General features: G+C 43.7%; 12 protein-coding genes, 3 tRNA genes and 2 rRNA genes. 10 read left to right on the top strand and 7 right to left on the bottom strand.

From position 1 onward, the window contains the following. Positions 1-16: 16 nt before the first annotated feature. The 3 genes from H8S90_RS01890 (at position 17) to H8S90_RS01880 (ending at position 4637) form a co-directional block, all read left to right on the top strand. Entirely contained in the window at positions 17-2059 is a 2043-nt protein-coding gene (locus H8S90_RS01890) for a S9 family peptidase (RefSeq protein ID WP_187340934.1), read from the top strand. Positions 2060-2433: 374 nt separating this feature from the next. Next, positions 2434-3876, top strand: a complete 1443-nt coding sequence (locus H8S90_RS01885) for a Gfo/Idh/MocA family protein (protein WP_187342868.1) — start codon at positions 2434-2436, stop codon at positions 3874-3876. Positions 3877-3902: 26 nt separating this feature from the next. Further along, positions 3903-4637 (top strand): glucosamine-6-phosphate deaminase, encoded by a 735-nt coding sequence (locus H8S90_RS01880; RefSeq protein WP_187340933.1) that lies wholly within the window; start codon positions 3903-3905, stop codon positions 4635-4637. Positions 4638-4641: 4 nt separating this feature from the next. Here the strand turns inward: H8S90_RS01880 and H8S90_RS01875 are convergent, their stop codons facing one another. The 4 genes from H8S90_RS01875 to H8S90_RS01860 all read right to left on the bottom strand — a co-directional run bounded on the left by H8S90_RS01875 (position 4642) and on the right by H8S90_RS01860 (position 8507). Next, positions 4642-5697: a LacI family DNA-binding transcriptional regulator gene (locus H8S90_RS01875; RefSeq protein WP_187340932.1), complete on the bottom strand. Its 1056-nt coding sequence runs from the start codon at positions 5695-5697 to the stop codon at positions 4642-4644. A gap of 143 nt (positions 5698-5840) precedes the next feature. Next, positions 5841-7142 carry a ribosome biogenesis GTPase Der gene (gene der, locus H8S90_RS01870; RefSeq protein ID WP_187340931.1) on the bottom strand — a complete coding sequence of 434 codons (1302 nt, stop codon included), beginning with the start codon at positions 7140-7142 and terminating at the stop codon, positions 5841-5843. Positions 7143-7276: 134 nt separating this feature from the next. Beyond that, positions 7277-8107: a universal stress protein gene (locus H8S90_RS01865; RefSeq protein WP_187340930.1), complete on the bottom strand. Its 831-nt coding sequence runs from the start codon at positions 8105-8107 to the stop codon at positions 7277-7279. Positions 8108-8434: 327 nt separating this feature from the next. Next, a tRNA-Met gene (locus H8S90_RS01860) sits at positions 8435-8507 on the bottom strand. Between the two features lie 112 nt (positions 8508-8619). On the opposite strand from H8S90_RS01860, the gene era reads away from it, so the two are divergent. After that, positions 8620-9498, top strand: a complete 879-nt coding sequence (gene era, locus H8S90_RS01855; protein WP_187340929.1) for a GTPase Era — start codon at positions 8620-8622, stop codon at positions 9496-9498. A gap of 79 nt (positions 9499-9577) precedes the next feature. On the opposite strand, the gene H8S90_RS01850 is transcribed toward era, so the two are convergent. Next, positions 9578-10072, bottom strand: a complete 495-nt coding sequence (locus tag H8S90_RS01850) for a DinB family protein (protein ID WP_187340928.1) — start codon at positions 10070-10072, stop codon at positions 9578-9580. A 90-nt stretch (positions 10073-10162) separates the two neighbouring features. After that, positions 10163-11797, bottom strand: a complete 1635-nt coding sequence (locus tag H8S90_RS01845) for a murein L,D-transpeptidase (RefSeq protein ID WP_187340927.1) — start codon at positions 11795-11797, stop codon at positions 10163-10165. A gap of 275 nt (positions 11798-12072) precedes the next feature. Between H8S90_RS01845 and H8S90_RS01840 the strand changes: the two genes are divergently transcribed. Beyond that, entirely contained in the window at positions 12073-12633 is a 561-nt protein-coding gene (locus H8S90_RS01840; protein WP_187340926.1) for a type 1 glutamine amidotransferase domain-containing protein, read from the top strand. A gap of 45 nt (positions 12634-12678) precedes the next feature. Here H8S90_RS01840 and H8S90_RS01835 read toward each other — a convergent pair whose 3' ends face one another. Further along, positions 12679-13512 carry a mechanosensitive ion channel family protein gene (locus H8S90_RS01835; RefSeq protein ID WP_255501766.1) on the bottom strand — a complete coding sequence of 278 codons (834 nt, stop codon included), beginning with the start codon at positions 13510-13512 and terminating at the stop codon, positions 12679-12681. A 604-nt stretch (positions 13513-14116) separates the two neighbouring features. On the opposite strand from H8S90_RS01835, the gene H8S90_RS01830 reads away from it, so the two are divergent. The 5 genes from H8S90_RS01830 (at position 14117) to H8S90_RS01810 (ending at position 19347) form a co-directional block, all read left to right on the top strand. After that, entirely contained in the window at positions 14117-14338 is a 222-nt protein-coding gene (locus tag H8S90_RS01830; protein WP_187340924.1) for a hypothetical protein, read from the top strand. 175 nt (positions 14339-14513) lie between these two features. Next, positions 14514-16042, top strand: a 16S ribosomal RNA gene (locus H8S90_RS01825). A 126-nt stretch (positions 16043-16168) separates the two neighbouring features. Then, positions 16169-16245 (top strand) — tRNA-Ile (locus H8S90_RS01820). A 3-nt stretch (positions 16246-16248) separates the two neighbouring features. Then, positions 16249-16322 (top strand) — tRNA-Ala (locus H8S90_RS01815). Positions 16323-16464: 142 nt separating this feature from the next. Beyond that, a 23S ribosomal RNA gene (locus H8S90_RS01810) occupies positions 16465-19347 on the top strand. Together the 16S and 23S rRNA genes with 2 tRNA genes alongside form the textbook arrangement of a ribosomal RNA operon. Positions 19348-19396 lie beyond the last annotated feature (49 nt).

The raw sequence follows: 19396 nt of genomic DNA, 5'->3' as shown, positions 1-19396 counted from the left end.
ACTGCATAATTTTTGTATGATGTTTATAATACATGTTAAGATAACGCTCATGATCTGCATGATGATCTCCTGTTTTGCGGTGGAAGAGCCAAATCGTCTGCCGAAAGTTTTGAGCGGTGCCGTTCCAAAAAAAGACTTTATAGCCGCGCATTATCGCGGGTTAGCTGCGGCAGCTTTTGAAGACTGGCAGCGTACCTATCGGCCAGTTGATTGGCAAGAACAACGCGAACGACTGAAGCAATTGATCATCGATAAGTCGGGGATGAAATTGTATCCTGAGCTACCTGTTGATGTGCGGGTAACACGAACTATTCGACAAAAAGATTATGTAATCAAGAACATCTACTTCCAAAGCAGACCGGGGATTTACGCAACCGCAAACCTCTATCTGCCAGTGGGGGAAGGGCCTTTCCCAGCAGTTGTGGTGACACATGGCCATTGGCCGGATGCACGGCGTTCCGAAATCTTCCAGTCCGTAGCGCAGTCGCTCGTGCAAGCAGGATATGTAGCTTTAACGCTCGATGCCTGGGGTGCCGGAGAGCGGTGCAGTGAAGCCGGTATCCAAGAGTACCATGGCGCTAATTTGGGTGCTTCCTTATTGAATGTGGGGGAGACGTTATTGGGGGTGCAACTGACCGATAATATCAGGGCAGTTGATTTGTTAAGTACTCTACCGGAGGTTGATGTTAATCGTATAGGCGCCACAGGTGCCAGTGGGGGTGGTAATCAAGTGATGTGGTTGGCCGCCTTGGATGAAAGGATAAAAGCCGCTATTCCGGTAGTGAGCGTGGGTACGTTCCAATCGTATGTAATGAATAGTAATTGCGTTTGCGAATTGCTGCCGGAAGGTTTGACTTTTACTGAGGAATCAGGAGTACTTGGTCTAGTTGCACCACGAGCATTGAATATATTCAATGCTACAAAGGATACGAATCCGGCATTTCTCCCTTCGGAAATGTTACGGACTTTTGATCACGCAAAGCAATTATTTGCAGCAGTGAACAGCGAGGAGAAATTAAATTACGTGCTTTTTGATACCGGTCACGGTTATTGGCCTGAAATGCGATTAGCTATGCTAAATTGGTTTGATAGGGAATTAAAAGGAACAGAAGAGCAAAGGCAAGAGATGAAGATCGAACCAATGGATGCAACAGATTTGGCAACTTTTGGGGCAAAGGATCGGGATAATAACGTCATGACCACTGCCTCCTTTTGCCGGGAACGAGGAGAAGCATTAAAAGATTCTTTATTGACGTCTGCATCTTTTTCCGTACAAGATAAGGAGAACCAACTGTTAGCCATTCTAGGGAAAAATGAAGGGAGCCTAGCGAATGAAATACTGGCATTCGGTGAGGAAGATGGCTGGTGGAAACGTGCTTTGCTTACCCAACAAAAACAGCATATTCCTTTCTTATGGAAACGACCGAAAGAGACTTCACAGCTTTATCGCATATTTATCCATACGAATGGTAAAGATAGTATAGCCTTAGAAGCCGTGCGAAAAGCCATAGATAATGGTGAACATGTTATCCTTATGGATGTGTGGGGGACAGGAGAACAGTATTCTTTCGAAGCAAAAAAGATTGACGGTCAATTACCTCCATTTCACACCTTATCCAGATCCGCGTTGTGGTTAGGAAGAACGGTGATGGGCGAATGGGTACGGGATTTAGAGGCTATGATGTCCTGGATATATCAAAAAGGAGGAAAAATAAGTGCAATTGAAGCTCATCGGGAAACGGCTATAGCTGCGTTGATTTTTTCTATAAAGCATCCGGTGGGATCGCTGGCGCTTTATCATTGCCCCTATAGTTATCAGTTTGACGGGCGCACCGGAATCGATTTTTATAATATGGCTGTTCATCTTCCCGGAATTTTAAAATGGGGCAATGTATCATTAATGACCGCTTTAAGTACAGCTAAAGTACATTTTCTTAATGCCAGAAGCATGTCCGGGAGTGTTCTGGGAAACAGCGGAAAGAGGGAGTTCGAGAAAGAAGTAGCCAGTTATTGTCAAAAGCTGAATAAGGAAATACAAAGGATTTATTGGACAGAGTGAATCTGTCCCTGGTTCTCTTTCTCTTGCGGCAACCTTTTCGTTAGCGAAAAATTGAATACCTTTTATGGACAATTGATGAAAAAAGAAGTAACACGAACATAAAATAAATCTTAGGGTATGATACAGGGATTTCACTTTTAACAAAATTGGTTTTGCGCCCGTTGCTCCACGTCTGGATCCGGACGCGCTCCGCTGCCTTCTCCAAGGTCGTGTCTGCAGCGGTCACAAAACCTGTTGGAAGTTCGGGGGCAGCTTTGGATACGCATAAGCAAACTTGTGGCGTGAGCAGAGCGATCGTTACAGCTGGCGCGGCGTATCCAAAAAGCTTAAAAATAAAATCTTTAGGTATGATACCCGATAATTATAAAATAAATATGAAGAGCAATCGTAGGGATTTTTTAAAGTTTACAGGGATCGCTGGCATCCATATGGTGGGTAGCACGAGTCTTTTGTCCTGTGCAGACGGCAAACAAACGTCAGCAGAAAAAGGAACGTTGACGCATACATGGGAAGCCAGCCAGAAAAAATATGAACAGCAATTTAATATGAGCGGATATGCTGCTCCTAAGATTGAAACTGTTCGTGTGGGGTTTATCGGCTTGGGAAATAGGGGTGGGGCGGCCGTAGAACGGATAAGTTATTTGGACGGTGTCGCGATCAATGCACTATGTGATGTCCAACCCGAAAAAGTTAACGCTGCCAAAGCGCGTATCAAGGGTCTTGGACATGATCCGCAATTTTATAGCAGTGGTGCTGAAGCTTGGAAAGAGGTCTGTGATAGTCCAAAAATCGATTTGGTATACATCTGTACGCACTGGGCATTACATACACCCATCGCCCTGTACGCTATGAGGCAAGGCAAGCATGTAGCCGTGGAGATACCGGCGGCAACCACGATGGAAGATTGTTGGCAATTGGTAGAAACCTCTGAAAAAACAAGGAAACATTGCGTCATGTTAGAGAATTGTTGCTACGATTTCTTTGAGTTATTAACACTCAATATGGCACAAAAAGGTTTCTTTGGTGAATTGGTACACGGGGAGGGGGCGTACATACATGATATACTCGAAAGTTTTTTTGATCAAGATAAACGTTGGGATTTTTGGCGGTTAAAGGAGAATGCCGAAAGAAATGGCAATTTATACCCTACGCATGGTTTTGGACCAATTTGTCAGGCCATGGGTATCAACAGGGGAGATAAGCTCGAATACATGGTGTCTATGTCGTCGAACGACTTTATGTTAGCGCCGCGAGCGGCAGAAGAAGCGGAGAAAAATACGGCATTTGAAGCATATAGACGTCAGCATTTTCGAGGAAATATGAATACAAGCACGATCCGTACAAATAAAGGACGTACCATCATGGTACAACACGATGTTTCCTCCCCTCGACCGTACTCTCGTATCCATTTATTAAGTGGAACAAAAGCCACAGCTCAGAAGTATCCCTTGCCTGGCAAAATTGCGGTTAGCCATGAAGGCTGGTTAAGTGATGAGGAAATGCGCGAAATAGAGGCGGAATATACACCGGCAATTGTAAAAAAAATTGGTGACTTGGCCAAGCATCTAGGAGGGCATGGAGGGATGGATTTCATGATGGATTGGCGACTGGTGGATTGCCTGCGGAATGGCTTGCCGATGGATATGGATGTTTACGATGCGGCCTCATGGAGTGCCATTGGTCCTTTAAGCGAATGGTCGGTAGCGAATAAAAGCCGACCGATCGAAGTGCCGGATTTTACAGGAGGAAAATGGCAGAAAAACAAATCGGTCGACTTATCCCTAGAGAAGGGGGGGACAACAGGTGTTAAAGTTTGAAATTTAAGCGAATAAAACTAACAGTTATGAATATTTTCACTTTAGAAAATCCTATTGAATTAGGAAAAGCAGCAGGAGCAGCAGCAGCAGAAATAATTACAAAGTCAATTAACGAGAAAGGAAAGGCCCATATTATTTTAGCCACCGGAACCAGTCAGTTTGAAACGATAAAACAACTTGTAAAGGAAGAAATCGATTGGAGAAAAGTAATTATGTTCCATTTAGATGAATATATAGGGATGTCAATAAATCACCCGGCAAGTTTTAGAAAATATCTAAAGGAAAGGTTTATTGATCAGGTGCCTGAGCTGGCTGCTGCCTACCTTATTAATGGAGAAGCGGATCCGGAAGAAGAGCGTGCTCGCCTTGGGGATTTGATCCGTCAACATCCGATTGATGTTGCTTTAGTTGGAATTGGCGAAAATGGGCATTTAGCTTTTAATGATCCGCCAGCAGATTTTGATACCGAAGAACCATATTTATTGGTAGACTTAGATAAGCAATGTCGTGAACAGCAGTTGGGAGAGGGATGGTTCAATAATTTGGAAGAAGTACCATTGCAGGCCATTAGTATGTCAATACAACAAATCCTTAAATCAGACCATATAATTTGTTCAGTACCTGACGGACGAAAAGCACAGGCTGTTAAGAATAGTTTGGAAAATGAAGTAAGTAATCGGTTTCCTGCAAGCATTTTACAACAGCATGATCATTGTAGATTTTATCTGGATAGTTCATCAGCAGCATTATTATCGCGATAGTTACTTAAAGGCTTGATGACGGTAAGTGAGAGCGTTTGTTCACTAGATAATTTCGCTGGGTTGATTCTCTTATTATCAGTTCACCTGAAAGTGTAATTTCTTCACGTATTTTATTTTTTTTGTAGATATGTTGAAGTAAGAGTTCACAACTGGTATAACCAATGTCAAAAGCGGGCTCTGCAATGGTGCTGATAGTGGGTGATAGCAGAGATGATATGGGGTCATCGGTAAAGCCGATAACTCCTATTTTTCGACCGATAGCAATGTTTTTCTTTTTTAAAGCCAGCGTTGCTCCAACTGCTTTTCGGTCATTAACAGCGAATATGGCGTTGGGTATACTGTTTTTGGGTAATTGCAATAACCCTAAAGTATCTGCTTCACCAAAATTTTGAGAAAAGCCAGAATGTACGACCCATTCTTCTTTTATAGGGAGACAAAAACGTTTCATGGCGTCAAGATAGCCTTTGAGCCTTCTGCTTGTAAGCGCCTGCCCTTTTGGCCCCGTGATATGTGCAATTTTTGTATAGCCTTGTTCTATAAGATGTGCTGTAGCTTGGTAAGCACCATTATAATCATCCTGCATAACCTTGGAAGCTTCTATACTATCGATTACACGGTCAAAAAAAACAATGGGCATACCTTGTAAAAGATGTTTGTGGAAATGATCTCCTGTGTCACAGCAAGACGAAACAAGTAGTCCATCTAGGCTAGCAATGGACAACTCTTGTGTAATGCAAACTTCTCGCTCAGCCGAATCATTGGTGACGTAAAGGATAATGTTGTAGTTGCTTTTATAAGCTGCTTCCTGAATACCGGTTATGACCGTTGAAAAGTAATAATTGGTGATAAATGGAATGATAATGCCAATATTATGCGTTTTGCCATTAGCTAGACCTGTAGCATTGAAATTTGGCTTGTACTGAAGTTCGCTAGCCATCGCATGTACCTTGCTTTTTGTTTCCAGGCTCACATCGTACGTATCTCTAAGTGCGCGTGAAACGGTTGATACCGATATATTAAGCGCTCGAGCTATATCTTTAATTGTTACCAGATTAGGCATATGCAGTCCATCATATTATTCCATAAGCCATTTATACAACTTATGTTATTACCCCAGCAACGATGGTTAAATTGGTTGCGTCTCTTTTGTAAAGATAAAAATAATTCGAAAGAATAAGATAAAAAGGGAGTAAAGCTAGCTTATTACTTCTGCCTGAAAAATATTTGTACAGGTACCCCTTCAAAATCAAAATGCTCGCGCAGTTTGTTTTCAATAAACCTTTTATAAGGATCTTTGATATATTGGGGGAGATTACAGAAAAATGCGAACATAGGTGAGCGTCCGGTTATCTGTGTGATGTACTTTATCTTAATGTATTTCCCTTTTGTGGCAGGTGGAGGATAATTCTCAATGATGGGCAACATAATATCATTAAGTTTCGAGGTAGCTATTTTTTTGAATTTATTTTCATATACCTTTGAGGCTGCTTCTATCGCTTTGAAAATACGTTGCTTCTCGGTTACCGATGTGAAAATAATGGGATAATCTACAAATGGAGCGGTTTTTTCACGAATAAGATCTTCAAATTTCTTCGTCGATTTATGATCCTTTTCGATTAAGTCCCATTTGTTTACTAAAAGAACGACTCCTTTCTTATTTTTCTCAGCTAAGTGAAAAATATTGATGTCTTGCGACTCTATCCCTTCCAATGCATCTATCATTAAGATAACCACATCTGCTTCTTCCAGTGCTTTGATGGTGCGCATGACAGAATAGAATTCAATATTTTCTTTTACTTTTGTTTTCCTACGTAATCCTGCAGTATCAATCAGCATAAACTCATGACCAAATTGATTGTAATGGATTTGTATGGAATCACGCGTGGTGCCCGCAATAGGAGTTACTATATTACGCTCTTTTCCAATAAGTGCATTTATTAATGATGACTTACCAACGTTTGGCCTACCAACTATCGTATACCTTGGCAAGGTACTATCCTCATCGGTGATTTCGTCAAAATGTTTGATAACTTCATCCAGCAATTCACCAGTTCCGGAACCAGTCATAGATGATATATTATAAATTTCACCTAGACCAAAGCTATAAAAAACAGAAGCTTCATTATGTAATTGATGGTGGTCGACTTTGTTGACCACTACAAATACGGGTTTTTTAGATCGACGTAATAAATCCGCAATGTCATCATCAAGATCGGTAATACCTACGGTTACATCTACCATAAACAAAATGACCGTAGCCTCTTCAATAGCAATGAGGACCTGCTCACGAATGGCAACTTCAAAAACGTCGTCAGATCCGTGCACATAGCCCCCTGTGTCAATCACCGTAAATGTTTTATCTGTCCATTCCGCCTGTCCGTAATGCCTGTCACGCGTTACCCCACTAAAATCGTCAACAATAGCTTTTCGACTTTCAGTTAAACGGTTATAAAGAGTGGATTTGCCGACATTCGGCCGGCCAACGATAGCGATAATATTAGACATTATTTTTGTATTATAAATTAATCTGGCAGGTTTCTGACAGAATATTTGATATATTTTGCGAGCAAAGTTAACGATAAGGATTGATATTGTGCGTGGTAAAAGTTTTATTAGCAACTAAATTAATTATGTAGATGTTATGATGATCGTAAAATCATCAATGGTAAATTAGCGTGCACGGCTAATTTCTTGGTTGTGCTGCGGTGAAATAAGCTTTCGATAAAACTATGTGGTTTGGGAGATGCTATCACTAAATCTGCAGCCTTATCGTCTGCAAATTGCATGATGCCTAGTACAATATTTTTGTTTTCAATAAAATGATATTCCGGATGTAATTCATCCATCAATTCATGTAAATGATATTGCTCTGTTATGAAATTCGGACTAAATGTTGCATTTGGATGCGAGACGTGAAGAATAAGCAGTTTCAACCGCCATTTTTTTACGATATTGAAGAGCGTGTCTACAGGAGTCATTTTGTCTACCTTGATAAGGTCACAGGCGTAAACCGCTTTTTCAAAAGCTTTAAAAATGGCATCTTCAGGTACTAAAAGAAGTGGTATCGAGGAGTCTCGTGCTAAACTCGCTGCATTACTGCCTATAAACATTTTTTCAATTTTACTTTTGCCTGTTGTCCCGACGATGACTAGTTTTGCCTGTTGCTTTTGTGCAATCCTATCGACCCCTTTAACAAGCGGAAGTTCATCGGTTATTAATTGAATGGAAATACTGGAAGGAATCTTATTTTGTACAGACGACCTTTGTTGTTCTAAATTTAAAAGCGATTTATTCTTTAACTGATGAAGTAAACCTTTTTCTTGCGAGATATTGTCCTTAAGGATCATATGGTGGTAAGAATGATACAAAATAAGGTTTTTAATCTGTAGATGTTCTCCTAAGGCCGCGGCATAACGAGTTGCGTTGCTGGCAGCATTGGAAAAATCCGTTGCAATGATAATGGTTCCCATTTCGTTTTCTTTTGGTGTAGCGAAGGGAAAATAGAAAAAATCTGTTGAACATTAAAACTAAATTTCAATTCTTGACCAATACCCTTCTCGTATTAAAGGTGTGATAATAACCTGACGGATAATGCTTCGTGCTCGCTGGGCTAACGTGAACCTAATGTGTGGATGAGGTGGGTTTAACAGGAAATTGTATATCTTTTTTTCTCCTATTCATTTTCATTGACGGAATTGGTCTGGTCAACGACGATCTGGTTGATCAAATTTTTGTAAATCTTTTTTTGGTAGGTGCAGTATAAAAAAAGCCGATCAATTTTTTTGACCGGCTTGTAGTAGCGGGGACCAGACTCGAACTGATGACCTTCGGGTTATGAGCCCGACGAGCTACCAACTGCTCCACCCCGCAATGTATTTTCAAAATCCTTCTCTCAATGCAGAGAAAACAATATTTATTTCCGTTTGATTGGAGTGCAAAGATATATTTTGTTTCTTTGCTGTGCAAATAAAATTGAAAAAAAATGTCACATAAAGCCGGATTCGTTAGCATTATCGGGAAGCCTAACGCAGGTAAATCAACACTAATGAACTCATTAGTAGGAGAAAAGATGTCTATAGTTACTCCGAAAGCTCAAACTACCAGGCATCGAATTTTAGGGATTGTTAATGAAGAGGATTACCAAATCATTTTTTCAGACACCCCTGGGGTAATCAAACCAGTGTATGGTTTGCAAGAATCGATGATGAGTTTTGTTCAAGGTTCATTGATTGATGCAGATGTTATATTATTTGTGACAGATATAAATGAACGGTATGACGAGGGAGATGTAATAGAGAAACTTAGAAAAACATCTTCCCCTGTGGCTGTGCTGGTGAATAAAATTGATAAATCTACTGAGGAGAATGTGAAGAAGAAAATTGCTTATTGGCAGGAGACGTTAAATCCTCAAGCGATTTTCGCTGTTTCGGCGCTGTTAGGACATAATGTGCAAGCAATTTTTGAGTTTGTTTTGGAAAATCTTCCCATTCATCCGCCTTATTATGATAAAGAAGAATTAACTGATAAAACGGAGCGTTTTTTTGTTTCGGAAATGATTCGAGAGAAGATCTTTAAATTATATGAGAAAGAAATCCCATATAGCACGGAGGTAATTGTTACCTCTTTTAAACAGGAGGAAGATATCGTACGTATAAGTGCTGAAATAATTGTTGAACGGGATTCTCAAAAGAATATCATTATAGGAAAAGGGGGTGCGATGATAAAAAAGGTTGGTACGTATGCTCGAGAGGATATAGAAGAATTTTTACAGAAAAAGGTTTTTCTGGAGCTTTTTGTTAAGGTGATTGCCAATTGGAGAAGCAAAAAAAATTATCTAAAAAGCTTTGGCTATGATCAATAGTTAGTTAGGACGTATATGCTATACACCCTAACTGATAAAACATCCATCAGCTAGGGTTTGTCGTAACGCAAAACTTTCGTTAAAAATGGTTATCATCGGCACTAGGACCGTAACTTCCGGGGATTGGAATATTCAGTAAGCGTAAATAAACGCCTAGTTGCGCCCGATGATGTGATGTTTGACTGAAAGCGAGCCGAACCATCCGGTATTTTGTGCCATCCCAAAGCACCTGTTCCCCGTGACGCAATGCCCAGCGTTCATCAAACTGCTCGTCGTCGATTTGGTCCAATGAGGCTAATCCTGCTTTTACGGATTTTTCAAGTAAATTTAAGAGATCTTCATTACTGTTAATGGGTGTTGGGTGGTACCCGTCTGCTAAATCAAGCTCATTGGTATCAACAGCCATGGCGATCCACTCGGGAATTTCAGCAATATGTGTGGCTAATGATTTCAACGGCATACTTTTTTCATGCGGAGCCCAATCGTATTTGTCTTCAGGTAACTGTTTGAAGAATTTTCGTGTAGTAGCTGCCTCCTCTTGAAGTTCTTTTTTTAATTCTTTTATTAAGTCCATGATCAGTAATTTTTGTTACCTGTAAAGGTATTGACGGTAATTGACAACCCTATGTCAGCTCTTAAGAAATTGATTTGAAATTGAGGACATTTATTTTTCGGCGATGAGCATACTAGCCAGACGTCTATCTCTGTCGTATATGTCGTCTCGGAAATTAATTTTTCCTTCCCGATCAATAAAAGCAGTGAAATAAGCAATGTATACCGGGACGGGTTGCTTTAATGTTACATACTTTTCTTTACCCGCATGCATTGCCTGATAAATGGTTTCCTTAGTCCAGGACGAATCATTTTTCAGTAAAAAATTCGCTAGTTTATCAGGCTCACTCACGCGAATGCAACCATGACTAAAAGCGCGCGATGCCTGGTTATATAATGATTTAGCAGGACTATCATGCAAGTAGATGTTATAGCTGTTCGGGAATAAGAATTTTACTAATCCAAGTGAGTTTTTTGGTCCTGGCTTTTGACGAACTGTAGGAAGTCCACCACTATTACCGGTAATTTCCATATTATGTTTAGTGATGTATTTAGGGTCCTTACGTATACCCGGCAAGATTTCGTTTCTGACGATACTTGGCGGTACGTTCCAGTATGGACTGAAAACTACATATTTGATATCTCCATGAAAAATGACTGTTTTATGGACTGCTTTTCCTACAACGACATTGCAACTCCAAAGAAGACTGTCGGCATTATATACATGTAGTTTAAATTCGGGTATATTAACGGCGAGATAGTCTGTTTTTAGACTAACGGGAAGCCAGCGGCTACGCTCCATGTTTACAATGATTTGTTTTATCCGTTCTTGAATGGACACATTCAATGCTGCCATTGTGCTGGGGCCGATTGCTCCGTCATTTTCCAGGCCATGTCTCCCCTGAAAGTTTCTTACAGCTTTAAATAAAACGGAATCAAATATGTTTGTTGTGGTATCACCCGTATAGTCCTGGAGTTTGTGAAGTCTTTTTTTGATTGCGCCGATCGCAATCGCACTGTCACCTATTTTATAGGACTTCTTATCGGAGGTAATTATCGGCCAGTCCGTAACGGCATCTAACTGCCTATATTGAAGAAGGTAAGTTCGTAACTGTTCATACTGGCGATAGACCGGTTCTATAGAAGCACCTCTTTTATTTAGAGGTTGTTTTAACATGCTGTCAAGGTAAAGCTCATAAGCGACCTTTTTTCTCGGAACAAACCAATCATTTGCTTTACTAATCGTCGTATCAAGACCTTGCCATGCGAAGTGAGCAAAAGCAAAATATTGGGCAGTAAGCATTAGCTCGAGATCTAAGATATCTTTTTGTTGCTGATGATCGTATTTTGATAATAGTGAGTCTAACGTTTGATCATAGGGCAATTTTTGATTAATACCTTCATTTTGTAGGTTGAGCATCCTGTCGGCCAAATTGCCGGCCTGCTCAATTAATCCATTATGATCGAACCAAGCATGGTTGTAAGAGCGATTGTTATAAAATGTTCTAATATTGTCTTCGTAAATCTTGAAGTCAGGATGACTATTAAAAAAAGCAGTGAGTGCGGTACTGTCAAAGTTCAGATCTGTTTGTCCACTAAAATTGCCGGGGATGGTTCTATTCCATTCTTCTAAAGCCTTATTTTGTAAAGAGTCTATTGGAGGTAATGCTTTCTTTTTATTGTTCTGATTACAACCAATAATTATTAAGAGTAAAATTAGCATTGTAAAGAGGTGATTTTTTTTCATTGGTGCTAGGGTTAAGGATCGTTTGATACAATGAGCTAATGGTTTTACAACAATATTCGTGTTGAATTTGTTAAATGTTAAATTGGTCTTGTTGGTTGTTATTTACAATATTAAATATAATGGTGTAAAAAACCGTGCCATTACAACCTAGTTGAATCCTGGCACTAATATCCAGATCCTGCTGTTAATATAATGTAAAGTTTGCGTTTTATCGAAACAAAACAGGAGTTAAAATGGTACCATGATAACATTGTTTATAAAAAAACGAAATAATTATGGGAACATTAAGTGAAAGGAAAATTGCCATTTTGACAGAAGATGGCTTTGAAGAGGTGGAGCTGTCCAATCCTAGACAGGCACTGGAGGACGCTGGAGCAACGGTGCATCTTGTATCCCCTAAGAAAGACACGGTAAGAGCAAAAGCGGGAGATGAATGGAAAGGCGATTATAAGGTTGATATAAATCTGAACGACGCTTCTGCAGTCGATTATGATGGTTTATTGATTCCCGGAGGGGTGATAAATCCAGATAAACTTCGTACAAATAATGACGCTATTAATTTTGTGAAAGCTTTTTTTGAAGCGGGAAAACCGGTTGCAGCGATTTGTCATGGTCCGCAAGTGTTGATTGATGCTGAAGTTGTTGAAGGAAGACGACTCACCTCAGTGGCGGCTATTAAAAAGGATCTTATCAATGCCGGAGCGGATTGGGAAGATAGTGAGGTGGTTACTGATGAAGGATTAGTGACCAGTAGAACTCCCGACGATCTTCCTGCATTTAATGCTAAGATAGTAGAAGAGTTCGCGGAAGGTAAGCATGAAGGGCAGCATGCTTAGGAAAGTAAGGCATCATGGAAAGTCGGGTAATATTATCCCGACTTTTTACTGGTCATGGTCTAAACTTATTCGTGTTTTTGCTAGGCTGTCTGGATAATGTTCTTTGATAAAAGCAATCATTTCTTCACGTACGTAACATCTTAAATCAAAAGCATTTCCTGAATTCCGACAACTCATTAGACACCTAATTTCCATTGTCCGTTCTTTTAGATCGGTTACCTGTAATACATTTACCTTACCGTCCCACAGGTGGTGCCCATGTAGCAATTCGCTTAATTTCTGTCGTAAACTTCCAACAGGAATCGTAAAATCTATATATATAAAGACTGTGCCTAGAATTTCTGCGGTAGTTCGTGTCCAGTTTTGAAAAGGTTTTTCTATAAAATAATTAATAGGCAGGACGAGTCTTCGCTTATCCCAAATGGCTACCACGACATAGGTCAAATTGATTTCCTCTACTTTGCCCCATTCCCCCTCTACAATTAAAACGTCATCCACCCGAATAGGTTGTGTGAATGCAATTTGAAAGCCTGCGAGTAAATTTCCTAATGATTTTTGAGCGGCGAAACCGATGATGATACCGCCAATACCAACACCAGTTAAAAGCCCAGCGCCGATTTTACGCATGTTTTCGAAACTTAGAAGAATAATCGCCGTAGTGATTAATATGATTAATGTAATTAATAGTTTTCGGATGAAAACAATCTGTGTACGAATTTTTCTTTCCCTAAGATTGTTTTCTTTAGTGATGTCAAAACGATGATAGAGGTAATCTTCAAATACGTATAATATACGTATAACAATTATTGCAAAACATATACTAATAGCTATCTCGGTGATTCTAGAAACTATAGTGTGCGTTGTTTGATTGAATTTCATTAATGGAAGCATAGAGCTAAAAACCAATAACGGGATAAAAAAAGTAAAGATCTTGTTGAAATTTTTTATGATCGATCTAATGATAGAATAAGAATACGTTTTTTGAGATTGGCGTTTGACTACAGGAACGAGGATCGATTTGATAAAAATGCCTATACAAATCGAGAATACTACAAGCAGTGTGTTCCACACCCAATAGGGCATTTTTTCTGATAAATTTCCTAAATGATCAACCATAAAGCTATTTTTTGAGGGGTTATTGTGTTTTGATGAAAACAAAAGGTGTAAAAAGGTGTTTGTTTTTAGTTGAAGTTTATTTAAGTCTGTACCAATTCTCCATTAAATTCCCTAAAAAGAAAGGATTAATGGTGTATTCATAGAGCGTTTACAGAGGGTTAACAGAGGTAATACCTTTATCAACCCTTTGTTAAACCTTTGTTAACCCATTGCTAACTCCTTATTGGATGGGAATATGGTGTGGATTTGACAGGGTTCGGAGGGCTTACCGGCATATGTCCCTTCGGGTGACGGGAGCGTTCCTTGGTTACGGTGAAAAAATAATTTATTTGATTTACAGTGTTTTGCGGATCTGGGTCAAAAAAAAGTGGGGAAGTATTTGGCGGTACGGCATAAGTGCGTATCTTTGCACTCCGCAAACGAAGGGATGCGGTTGTTTTTTGAGGTTTCCGGGGTCTTGGGGTGTTTTTTGGGGAGTTTTCCCCTGTGGGCCGGGCCGGGAAAAAAACAGAAAAAATATTTTGCGGGTACGGAAAAGTTTTCTACCTTTGCAGCCCCGGAAGGGGGATTGATGTACCTGGGGCTTTGATAGCCGAAGGATACAGCGGAAGCCGAAGCGCGAAGCGGGGGCGTAAGAGTTCTTTAATAGAAGAGAAATGATTCATGTAGCGCAGCGGGGTTCGCACCGGTCGGGTCGGAAGACAAGAAAAGATCGGGGCCGCCTCGCTACAGAGGAGAGGGTCCGGATCGCGAACATTCATTATACAATGGAGAGTTTGATCCTGGCTCAGGATGAACGCTAGCGGCAGGCCTAATACATGCAAGTCGGACGGGATCCGGGGGTAGCTTGCTACCTTCGGTGAGAGTGGCGCACGGGTGCGTAACGCGTGAGCAACCTGCCCATTCCAGGGGGATAGCCCGGAGAAATCCGGATTAACACCGCATACGACCGTTTCACCGCATGGTGCTACGGTGAAATATTGATAGGGAATGGATGGGCTCGCGTGACATTAGCTGGTTGGCGGGGTAACGGCCCACCAAGGCGACGATGTCTAGGGGCTCTGAGAGGAGAATCCCCCACACTGGTACTGAGACACGGACCAGACTCCTACGGGAGGCAGCAGTAAGGGATATTGGTCAATGGAGGCAACTCTGAACCAGCCATGCCGCGTGCAGGAAGACGGCCCTACGGGTTGTAAACTGCTTTTGTACGGGAATAACCCCCTTTACGTGTAAAGGGCTGAATGTACCGTAAGAATAAGGATCGGCTAACTCCGTGCCAGCAGCCGCGGTAATACGGAGGATCCGAGCGTTATCCGGAATTATTGGGTTTAAAGGGTGCGTAGGCGGCATGCTAAGTCAGGGGTGAAAGACGGTGGCTCAACCATCGCAGTGCCTTTGATACTGGCGTGCTTGAATGTACTTGAGGTAGGCGGAATGTGGCAAGTAGCGGTGAAATGCATAGATATGCCACAGAACACCGATTGCGAAGGCAGCTTACTAAGGTATGATTGACGCTGAGGCACGAAAGCGTGGGGATCGAACAGGATTAGATACCCTGGTAGTCCACGCCCTAAACGATGAACACTCGATGTCGGCGATAGACAGTCGGCGTCCAAGCGAAAGCGTTAAGTGTTCCACCTGGGGAGTACGCCCGCAAGGGTGAAACTCAAAGGAATTGACGGGGGCCCGCACAAGCGGAGGAGCATGTGGTTTAATTCGATGATACGCGAGGAACCTTACCCGGGCTTGAAAGTTAGCGGCGTGGCCAGAGATGGTCATTCCCTTCGGGGCGCGAAACTAGGTGCTGCATGGCTGTCGTCAGCTCGTGCCGTGAGGTGTTGGGTTAAGTCCCGCAACGAGCGCAACCCCTGTGGATAGTTGCCAGCATTTAAAGGTGGGGACTCTATCCAGACTGCCTGTGCAAACAGTGAGGAAGGCGGGGACGACGTCAAGTCATCATGGCCCTTACGTCCGGGGCTACACACGTGCTACAATGGCCGGTACAGAGGGCCGCTAGACCGCAAGGTCATGCCAATCTCGGAAAGCCGGTCACAGTTCGGATCGGGGTCTGCAACTCGACCCCGTGAAGTTGGATTCGCTAGTAATCGCGTATCAGTAATGACGCGGTGAATACGTTCCCGGGCCTTGTACACACCGCCCGTCAAGCCATGAAAGCTGGGGGTACCTGAAGCATGTAACCGTACAGGAGCGTGTTAGGGTAAAACCGGTAATTGGGGCTAAGTCGTAACAAGGTAGCCGTACCGGAAGGTGCGGCTGGAATACCTCCTTTCTGGAGTGCCCGCCGGTGCACCCGCTGCGCCATGAAGATTTCTTTTGAAGATACAGAACAGAATTAGGAAAGAGGAAGCAGTACCCTCCCCTACCGGGGTACCGGAGCAGAAGAGAAGAAGAGTGCAGTCCCGTAGCTCAGTTGGTTAGAGCACTACACTGATAATGTAGGGGTCAGCAGTTCAAATCTGCTCGGGACTACCAGACGGGGGATTAGCTCAGCTGGCTAGAGCACCTGCCTTGCACGCAGGGGGTCAACGGTTCGAATCCGTTATTCTCCACGATTTCCGGTGATTGTACCGGGATAGAAGTTCTTTGACATATTGGAAGAAAAAAAACACGAGAGAAGACAACAGCAGGGCCGTGCCTTTGGTGCACGGCCCGGACAAAGGCATCCCGGCAGGCGCAAAAGGCTGCCGGGAGAAGAAAGTAAGAAAGGGCACACGGGGGATGCCTAGGCTCTCAGAGGCGAAGAAGGACGTGATAAGCTGCGATAAGCGCCGGGGATCTGCAAATAAGAGCCGATCCGGTGATTTCCGAATGGGGAAACCTGGCATGTTGAAGACATGCCGTATATAACGCGAACGCGCTGAACTGAAACATCTAAGTAGGCGCAGGAAGAGAAAATAACAATGATTTCCTGAGTAGTGGCGAGCGAAAGGGAAAGAGCCCAAACCGTTGCTGTTACGGCAGCAGCGGGGTTGTAGGACCGCGACGTGGTACAATCCGAAGAAGTGGAAAGGTCTGGGAAGGCCTGCCGTAGAGCATGAGAGCTGCGTACACGTAATGGAGATTGACCTAGCGGGATCCTGAGTACCGCGGGGTCGGAGACGCCCTGTGGGAATCCGGCGGCACCATCCGCCAAGGCTAAATACTCCTGAGAGACCGATAGTGAACCAGTACCGTGAGGGAAAGGTGAAAAGAACCCCGAACAGGGGAGTGAAACAGAACCTGAAACCGTGTGCTTACAAGCGGTCGGAGCCGGCAGGTCCGGTGACGGCGTGCCTTTTGCATAATGAGCCTACGAGTTACTCTTCACTGGCAAGGTTAAGTGGTTAAGCCACGCAGCCGAAGCGAAAGCGAGTCTGAACAGGGCGCAGAGTCAGTGGAGGTAGACGCGAAACCTTGTGATCTACCCATGGGCAGGTTGAAGGTGCGGTAACACGTACTGGAGGACCGAACCGATAAACGTTGAAAAGTTTCCGGATGACCTGTGGGTAGGGGTGAAAGGCTAATCAAACTGGGAAATAGCTCGTACTCCCCGAAATGTTTTTAGGAACAGCGTGGACATGTAGTCTGACAGAGGTAGAGCTACCGATTGGGTGCGGGGGAGTCACATCCTACCAAATCCAGACGAACTCCGAATACTGTTCAGATATGGTCTGCAGTGAGGCTCCGGGTGCTAAGGTCCGGGGCCGAGAGGGAAAGAACCCAGACCACCTGCTAAGGTCCCCAAGTGTGTGCTAAGTTGAACTAACGAGGTCCGGTTGCCCAGACAGCTAGGATGTTGGCTTGGAAGCAGCCATTCATTTAAAGAGTGCGTAACAGCTCACTAGTCGAGCGGCCGGGCGTGGATAATAAACGGGCATCAAGCACACCACCGAAGCAGTGGGATATATGAATATATCGGTAGGGGAGCATTCCATCGGGGGCGAAGCGGAGCGGCGATGCGCCGTGGACCTGATGGAAAAGCAAATGTAGGCATAAGTAACGATAAGGCGGGCGAGAAACCCGCCCACCGAAAGACCAAGGTTTCCTGATCAACGCTAATCGGATCAGGGTCAGTCGGGACCTAACGCGAAACCCGAAAGGGGAAGTGGATGGACAACCGGTTAACATTCCGGTACTCTTTATAACTGCGATGTGGTGACGGAGCAGTGACACTGCCGCGCACTGACGGAATAGTGCGTTGAAGGCTTTAGGTACAGGACCGGCAGGCAAATCCGCCGGTACTGCTGAAGGCCGATAGTACGGCAAACCTTCGGGGGCGCCGATAGCGCAGGTAATCAGACTTCCGAGAAAACCCGCTAAGCTCCAGGTTATAAAGACCCGTACCGCAAACCGACACAGGTGGTCGAGGAGAGAATCCTAAGGTGCTCGAGTGAATCATGGCTAAGGAACTCGGCAAAATGGCCCTGTAACTTCGGGAGAAGGGGCGCTTCCTCAAGCGATTGAGAAGCCGCAGTGAAAAGGCCCAGGCGACTGTTTAACAAAAACATATGGCTTTGCCAAATCGAAAGATGACGTATAAGGCCTGACACCTGCCCGGTGCCGGAAGGTTAAGAGGGGATGTCAACCTTCGGGTGAAGCATTGAATCGAAGCCCCGGTAAACGGCGGCCGTAACTATAACGGTCCTAAGGTAGCGAAATTCCTTGTCGGGTAAGTTCCGACCTGCACGAATGGTGTAACGATCTGGGCGCTGTCTCGGCCATGAGCTCGGTGAAATTGTGGTATCGGTGAAGACGCCGGTTACCCGCAACGGGACGGAAAGACCCCATGAACCTTCACTATAGCTTAACATTGGTACTGGGTGCAGGATGTGTAGGATAGGCGGGAGATATTGAAGCGCGTTCGCCAGGATGCGCGGAATCGCCCTTGAAATACCGCCCTTTCTGTATCCGGTTCCTAATCCGCTATTTGCGGAGACATTGTTTGGTGGGTAGTTTGACTGGGGTGGTCGCCTCCAAAAAGGTAACGGAGGCTTTCAAAGGTAAGCTCAGTACGCTTGGTAACCGTACGCGGAGTGCAATGGCAAAAGCTTGCTTGACTGTGGGACATACAGGTCGAACAGGGTCGAAAGACGGACATAGTGATCCGGTGGTTCTGCATGGAAGGGCCATCGCTCAAAGGATAAAAGGTACTCTGGGGATAACAGGCTGATCTCCCCCAAGAGCTCATATCGACGGGGAGGTTTGGCACCTCGATGTCGGCTCGTCACATCCTGGGGCTGGAGAAGGTCCCAAGGGTTCGGCTGTTCGCCGATTAAAGTGGCACGCGAGCTGGGTTCAGAACGTCGCGAGACAGTTCGGTCCCTATCTGTTGTGGGCGTTGGAAGTTTGAGCGGGGCTGACCTTAGTACGAGAGGACCGGGTTGGACCAGCCGCTGGTGAATCTGTTATGCCGCCAGGTGTACCGCAGAGTAGCTATGCTGGGAATAGATAAGCGCTGAAAGCATCTAAGTGCGAAACTAGCCGCGAGATGAGACTTCCTTACAGGGCCGTAGCAGACTACTACGTCGATAGGCGGCAGGTGTAAAGGTAGAGATACCATAGCCGAGCCGTACTAATAGCCCGAAGCTTTCTCAAGCAGGGAACAGGGCTGTTGTCTTCCCGTATTTTTTTCTTCCGGTATATG

It is taken from the genome of Olivibacter sp. SDN3, assembly GCF_014334135.1.
Lineage (GTDB): Bacteria > Bacteroidota > Bacteroidia > Sphingobacteriales > Sphingobacteriaceae > Olivibacter.
Note: the sequence above shows the minus strand (reverse complement) of the source record. Positions and strands in the feature narration are given on the sequence as shown.